This is a genomic window from Gilliamella sp. Imp1-1 (assembly GCF_001690415.1).
Lineage (GTDB): Bacteria > Pseudomonadota > Gammaproteobacteria > Enterobacterales > Orbaceae > Gilliamella > Gilliamella bombi.
In genome coordinates this window covers 1-7,135 of the sequence record NZ_LZHK01000034.1, presented here as the reverse complement: position 1 = coordinate 7,135, position 7,135 = coordinate 1, and the positions used below count along the sequence as shown (strand labels likewise).

Genomic DNA, 7,135 nt, shown 5'->3' with positions numbered 1-7,135 from the left:
GACATTTAATATCACGCATTCATTAAGCAAGAAAGGATGTCCTTATGACAATGCGGTAGCGGAAGCGACATTTAAAACAATTAAAACGGAATTTGTAAAAGGCCAACGTTTCAACTCAACGGCTGAGTTACAACGCGCTTTTTCGGCTTATGCCTATTGGTATAATCATAAACGATTACATTCTTCGTTAGGCTACTTGCCTCCCATTGAATTTAAAAAACACTTACCCCTTAATTTTTTTGTTTGAAAATGTGTTGCCATTCCATCTTAATCCTTAGGTCGCGGAAGGGGGTTACGGTGCTTGAGAGGATAATATAACAAAGAATAAAGCCCCCGCGTAAGTTGGGGCGCTGAGCAGGCAAAGCCTGCGAGCCTTGCAAATTTATGGTTCGCCAATAAGTAGTTAAATGTTGATTTTATCCGTAATAAATCAGAAAAAAATTAATCAACTTTATTTTAGCCTTAATTTTGTTACGTTTATGCCGATTTTATGTATATAATTAACGTAAATTCATCTATTGTGTATTATTATGGCTAATGTATCTTCGTTTCGCCAAAAGCAAAGCACTATTTTTGTCGCATTTCTAGTCACAACTTTTATTGTCGGTATTGCTGGTGCTTTACAATCTCCTACTTTAAGTCGATTTTTAACTTTTGAAGTTAATGTTAATTCACGGCTAGTTGGACTTTTTTTTTCTGTTAATGCTTTAGCCAGTATTGTGGGTAGCTTTCTATTAGCTAAATATTCCGATAAAAAGGGCGATAGGCGTTATATTGTTATATTTTGCTGTTTAATGGGCATTGCTAATAGCATTACTTTTGCGTTTACACGTCACTATTTGGTGTTAATCACGCTGGGTGTTTTGTTTGCTGCGTTATCGTCTGCTGCTATGCCACAAATTTTTGCTTTAGCACGCGAATATGCCGTTAAAACTGGGCGTAATGTTGTGGCATTTAATTCACTTATTCGAGCTCAACTTTCGCTTGCTTGGGTATTTGGCCCACCAATTTCTTTTGGCTTAGCTATTAATTTTGGTTTTACGGCAATGTATTTAACGGGCATGTGCATGTTTATGGTCGCGATGCTGTTTGTTGCTATTTTTTTACCTTCGGTTGAAAAAAATCCCACCTCACAACTAAATAACGAAGCAGAGTTACAAGCGGCAAATCAACCACTTTGGAAGAATAGAAATGTGCTTTGTTTATTGCTATCTACGGTATTTATGTGGACAGCAAATATGATGTATATTATTGATATGCCAATTTATGTTGATGTTGTATTACATCTTTCAGATTCATTGCCGGGGGTATTGATGGGGCTTGCTGCTGGTATCGAAATTCCAGTTATGCTCATCGCTGGATATTTAGTGCCACATTTAGGTAAACGAAATCTGTTTTTTATTGCGATTGTTTGCGGTTTGATTTTTTATCTTGGTATGATTTTTTGTACTGGTAAATATACCTTATTAGCATTACAGCTCTTTAATGCTCTATTTATTGGTATTGTAGCTAACATTGGTATTATCTATTTTCAGGATTTATTGCCTACCCGAATGGGAGTGGCTTCTACTTTATTTAATAATGGTATTATTTTCAGCATAATTATAGCTGGAATGTTGCAAGGATTTGTATCAGAAGCCTATGGACATGAGGTTATCTATTGGATTGCGTTAGTTATGGTTGCGATATCATTGTTATTCTGTACGTTGGTGAAAGATGTAAAAACTAACGTGGGCTGAAAGTAGATGAATAGTTAGATAATTAATAACAAAATCAATAGTAAATAGATAATTAAGTGTAATTTGTCTTCTTAATAGTTAGGAAGACAAATTACTGAAACAATTAAAGATTAGATGTGTTTAATAGTTTTTCATAAAAGGCATAATCGGTCCTTTCATAACCCAATGGCGTAATAGCAATAAAGTTGGCATTAGCGGCATCAAGTTCTTTATTGTCATCAAGTATTTGTAAATTGCGTTTTGCTCTAAACCAAAAGTAATCATTACCTTCGGGATCTTGTGTTGGTATCACCATAAAACGACTTACATCGCTATCGCCTTGTTTTGTTATTTTCAAACCTTTAATTTGTTGTGCTGTACATGCAGGAAAATTAACGTTAAAACAAATATTTTGCGCAGATGGTAACGAAAGTAATTTAACAATAACTGTTTGAGCGTGATGTTTAGCACAACTCCAGTCAGTTGGCTGGTTATCTTCACTGGTTAATTGACTCAATGCAATTGCAGGAATGCCCAAAGCCATAGCCATCATTGCCGCACCAACCGTGCCAGATAACACTGTTTCAAATCCTACATTTGAACCATTATTAATTCCAGATAGTACTAGATCGGGTAGGTTGTTAGCCATCAAATATTTAATTGCAAATAGTGAGCAATCGGCAGGCGTGCCATAAACGGCAAATTCTTGTTTTCCACGTTGAACAACTCTAAATGGCGTTTTTAAGCTCACTGAACAAGATACTCCACTTTGATCTATGGCTGGTGCAACTACCCAAACCTCGTGAGCTATCTTTTTTGCCACTTCTTGCAATAATTTAATACCTGGTGCATCAAGGCCATCATCATTGACTAGTAAAACGCGATTAACTAACTTTTTTAACATATTATTTCCTTATTGAGCAAATGTATTACATTCGTTAATTGCACCGTTATCAAACCCACGTTTAAACCAAGTATAACGTTGCTTAGATGTACCATGGGTAAAACTATCAGGTACAACATAACCTTCACTTTGTTGTTGCAAGCGATCATCACCAATGGCTTTTGCGGTGTTTAAAGCTTGTTCAATATCACCTTCATCCAGCCGATTTTGCTGTTGCATTGCATTGCCCCACATGCCAGCAAAACAATCGGCTTGGAGTTCTAATTTAACCGACAATTGGTTATTTGTGATTGTGGACTGACCTTTTTTTAATTGTTCAACGTGGCTAAATGTGCCTAGCAAATTTTGGACATGATGACCAACTTCATGCGCAATTACATAACCTTGAGCAAAGTCGCCACCACCACCGAGTCGCTGTTTCATCTCTTGATAGAAAGACATATCTAGATAGACAGTTTTGTCAATACTACAATAAAATGGTCCCATAAAGGTTTGACCAGTGCCACAAGATGTTCTTGTAGAGCCTTTATAAAGTACTAACTTAGGGGGAGTATAGGTTTTACCTAAACGTTGAAATTCTTGATGCCAATAATCTTCAGTACTTGCTAAAATGATAGACGTAAATTTGACGGCATCTTCATCATCAATTGAATATTGATTAGTATTTTGTTCGGTACTGTTCGTATCAATTAGTGTTGAATCTAGCAAGCCAGTTAAATCAACACCATAATAGCCAGCAATTAACACTACAATAAATAAAACAACCTTACCTTTACCACCAATTGGAAGTCTCGTTCCTATTTCACTTCCTGATTGTGAGCGACGATCTTCAATGTTATCGCTCTCTCGTTGGTCTCTCCAGCGCATAGGAATTACCTTGTCAGTTTTAGTTTAATTATTTTAATGGATAACAAATAAGTATTCTAGATTAAGTTATTAGCGTTGTTATAAATTGAACCAATTAACTGTATAAAAATAGGTAAAGTATTTGTTTGTAAATTTGGTTATTTCTTGCTTTTTTTAGGTATATAATAGAATTCATACCATTATATCTTCATACTAATATTTGGGTATTGTTATGCCATATTTATTTCTTACTTTGGCGGCTTGTTTTTGGGGGGGTAATTACGTTGTTGGACGTGTTTTAGTTACTCAAGCCGATCCTATGATAATATCCGAAGGTCGTTGGGTTATTACTGCGCTGTTATTATTGTGTTTATATCAACGTCAAGTTCGTAATGACTTATCCAAAATTAGAAAATCAATTGGTCCCATTTGTTTGTTAGCCATTTTTGGGCAGATTTTATTTCCATTAACACTTTATGTTGGATTGCAATATACCTCATCGCTTAATGCATCAATTTACCTTTCAGCAACACCATGTATGGTGTTGGTTATGAATAAATTGTTATTTAATGATACGATTTCAAAAAATAATATTTTAGGCGTTTTATTTAGTACAATTGGCGTTATTTATTTGATTTTACAAGGAAATCTAACCAATTTAAGTGAGTTGAGTAATATTAATAAAGGGGATTTATGGGCAATGGCATCAGCAATGAGCTGGGCTTGTTATAGTGCATTTATACGGTTAAAAGATAAATCTATATCTGGCAATGCTTTTGTGACTGTTAGTGCCGTGTTAGGTTCGGTCATGTTACTTCCTGTTGCGTTAGTGTATTTTTATTTTTACCCAGTTTCCAACCTAGCGCATTATACCTCAACAAGTTTTTTGCTTGGCTTATTATATATTGCTATTTTTGCGTCTTGGTTATCTTATTTATTTTGGAATAAAGGTATTATGGATATTGGTGCAACACGTGGGCAAATCTATACTCATATTATCCCTTTGTCAGCAGGAATTTTTAGTATTCTATTTTTACATACGCCAGTTGCGTATTTTCATATTGTGTCGATAGTACTAATAGTTATTGGGATCTATTTTTGTTCACGGAAATAGTTAATAATGCAAACAGCCGTTTTTAAAATAGCTTTAGTATTAACTTAAAAATCAAGAAAATTTTACAAAATGAGGTTATTTTGCTATAATTAGCATTCATTTTTCACAAAAAGGAATTGTTTTGTTGTTATTTAGTAGAAATTAAAACAAACAATAAAACATTAGTTTTTGCTTTTTTATTATCCTCTTTTTTTATCTTTGCTGTATTTTGCTTCAATTTTAATTAACTGATAAACACTTTTTCAAAGTGTAATCTAAAAAGTATTGTTCTTTGTGTATTAAAAGGTAACCGTTTACCTTGTTGCATCATTCCTTTTTATTATTTGTATGTAAACAGGCGGTATTTTATGAAAAAAACAAGAAAGTCCAAAAATAAACCATTAAACATCAACGATATTACTATAATTGATGATAGCAAGTTAAAAAAAGCCATTACCGCAGCAGCACTAGGTAATGCGATGGAGTGGTTTGATTTCGGTGTATATGGCTTTTTAGCTTATGTTTTAGGGCAAGTCTTTTTCCCTGATGCATCCCCTAGTGTTCAAATGGTTGCCGCACTCGCTACGTTTTCCGTACCATTTTTAGTTCGGCCCTTAGGCGGTTTAGTGTTTGGGATCCTTGGTGATAAATTTGGACGCCAAAAAGTATTATCAATAACCATCATTATTATGTCGTTAAGCACTTTTTGTATTGGTTTAATTCCTTCTTATGCCTCGATTGGTATTGCTGCGCCAATATTATTATTGCTAGCTAAATTTGCGCAAGGATTTTCAATAGGGGGGGAATATTCTGGTGCGGCTATATTTGTTGCCGAATATTCGCCAGATCGCAAACGTGGTTTTATGGGGAGTTGGTTAGATTTTGGTTCGATTGCTGGTTTTTTAGTTGGCGCAGGTTTAGTCGTGCTTTTATCTAGTATTCTTGGCAAAGTTGCATTTCATGATTGGGGCTGGAGAATTCCATTTTTATTCGCTTTACCGCTAGGACTAATTGGGCTTTACTTACGTCATGCATTAGATGAAACACCTGCATTTCAACAGCATACTGATTTGATGGATCAAAATGTTCGCGATCATATTACCAATCAACCTAAAATGACTTTCAAACAGATTTTTATCAAATATTGGAAAAGCCTATTAGTCTGTGTAGGGTTAGTGATTGTTACTAATGTGACTTATTATATGTTGCTTACCTATATGCCTAGTTATTTATCTCATAACTTAAATTACGATACAGATCATGGCGTACTAATTATTATTGCTATCATGATAGGTATGTTATTTGTTCAACCGTTGATTGGTTTTATTAGCGATAAAATAGGTCGCAGACCGTTCATTATTGGGGGAAGCTTAGGTTTATTAATTCTTGCTTATCCGTCATTTGTTATGATCAATAGCGATATTATAGGTCTTATCTTTTTAGGATTATTGATTTTAGCTGTATTACTTAACTGTTTTACTGGTGTTATGGCCTCAATTTTACCGGCTATCTTTCCGACTAGTATTCGTTACAGTGCTCTAGCTATATCATTTAATATCTCGGTATTAGTTGCTGGCGCTACTCCAACAGTGGCGGCTTGGTTGGTTGAAGAAAGTAATAATTTATACATGCCAGCTTATTATTTAATGGTTGTAGCATTAGTGGGTTTACTTACAGGCATAAAAATGAAAGAAACCGCAAACCGTCCACTCCGCGGCGCAACTCCTGCAGCATCAGACAGGTCAGAGGCAAAAGAAATATTATCAGATCACTTTGACTCAATAGAACAAAGAGTCGAAGATATAGAACAGCAGATCGAAACATTACAACAACAGCGTCAGAATTTAGTCGATCAACATCCTAAGTTAGATTGATTTTTTTATTTTTTGGGTTTTGTATATTTTGTTTAACATACAAAACCCAAATTTAATAAAATCAAAACGATACATAAGTAATTTTTAACGATAAAATTGACACATCATAGAAATAGCTAAAACACTGCCAACCCTTTTTTTTATTAATAAATAAAAGTAAATAAAAACAAAGTATTATAAAACCGCTATAAAAAAGGGTTTTTGAAAACAGAAATCCTATTTGCCTTTTGCTAAACAGGGTTTATAGTATATCGGTTTCTAGTTTACCGCCGCATAGGCGGTTTAGAAAATTATAGCTATATTAAATTTACTTCCTAGTCCGTTTACCGCCGCATAGGCGGTTTAGAAAATAGACCACTTACCCAGTGGTCATAGAAAGATGTTTACCGCCGCATAGGCGGTTAGAAATTCTGGCATTATTATTTTTAACAGCATGACGTTCACAGCTATATAACAGCTTGATTTTATTCAAAATTATTAAGTTAAAAAACCTAGATTACACCATGAAGTGCAATTCTTCTTAACTCCTTAGAATAAAAATCGGCAGGGCTTTTAAACTTATGCCGTTTTCTTGGGCGTGTGTTCAACAGATATTGTATTTTCTTTATCTGTTTGTCGTCAACTAATGAAATGGCCGCTGACTTAGGTATAAACTGACGTATTAAGCCATTGGTGTTTTCATTTGTGCCTCTTTGCCAGC

General features: G+C 34.7%; 7 protein-coding genes. 4 read left to right on the top strand and 3 right to left on the bottom strand.

All coding sequences use genetic code 11. The annotated features are described in order from the left end of the window. Positions 1 to 247: integrase core domain-containing protein (locus A9G38_RS03040; protein WP_141671703.1), on the top strand; the 247-nt coding region annotated here is incomplete at its 5' end. 283 nt (positions 248 to 530) lie between these two features. Further along, positions 531 to 1,739 (top strand): MFS transporter, encoded by a 1,209-nt coding sequence (locus tag A9G38_RS03035; protein ID WP_034915413.1) that lies wholly within the window; start codon positions 531 to 533, stop codon positions 1,737 to 1,739. Between the two features lie 103 nt (positions 1,740 to 1,842). Here A9G38_RS03035 and surE read toward each other — a convergent pair whose 3' ends face one another. Both surE and ypfJ read right to left on the bottom strand, forming a co-directional pair. After that, the gene (surE, locus tag A9G38_RS03030) at positions 1,843 to 2,622 is read right to left on the bottom strand and encodes a 5'/3'-nucleotidase SurE (protein ID WP_034915415.1); all 780 of its coding nucleotides are present in this window, start codon (positions 2,620 to 2,622) and stop codon (positions 1,843 to 1,845) included. 9 nt (positions 2,623 to 2,631) lie between these two features. Further along, positions 2,632 to 3,489 carry a KPN_02809 family neutral zinc metallopeptidase gene (gene ypfJ, locus A9G38_RS03025; RefSeq protein WP_034915419.1) on the bottom strand — a complete coding sequence of 286 codons (858 nt, stop codon included), beginning with the start codon at positions 3,487 to 3,489 and terminating at the stop codon, positions 2,632 to 2,634. 211 nt (positions 3,490 to 3,700) lie between these two features. Between ypfJ and A9G38_RS03020 the strand changes: the two genes are divergently transcribed. Together A9G38_RS03020 and proP are read left to right on the top strand one after the other, a co-directional pair. After that, complete coding sequence (locus tag A9G38_RS03020) at positions 3,701 to 4,582, top strand: DMT family transporter (RefSeq protein WP_034915422.1); 882 nt, start codon at positions 3,701 to 3,703, stop codon at positions 4,580 to 4,582. Between the two features lie 347 nt (positions 4,583 to 4,929). After that, positions 4,930 to 6,435: a glycine betaine/L-proline transporter ProP gene (gene proP, locus A9G38_RS03015; protein ID WP_034915425.1), complete on the top strand. Its 1,506-nt coding sequence runs from the start codon at positions 4,930 to 4,932 to the stop codon at positions 6,433 to 6,435. Positions 6,436 to 6,926: 491 nt separating this feature from the next. Here proP and A9G38_RS12195 read toward each other — a convergent pair. Next, the coding region (locus A9G38_RS12195) for an IS30 family transposase (protein ID WP_176713221.1) at positions 6,927 to 7,135 on the bottom strand (209 nt) is incomplete at its 5' end.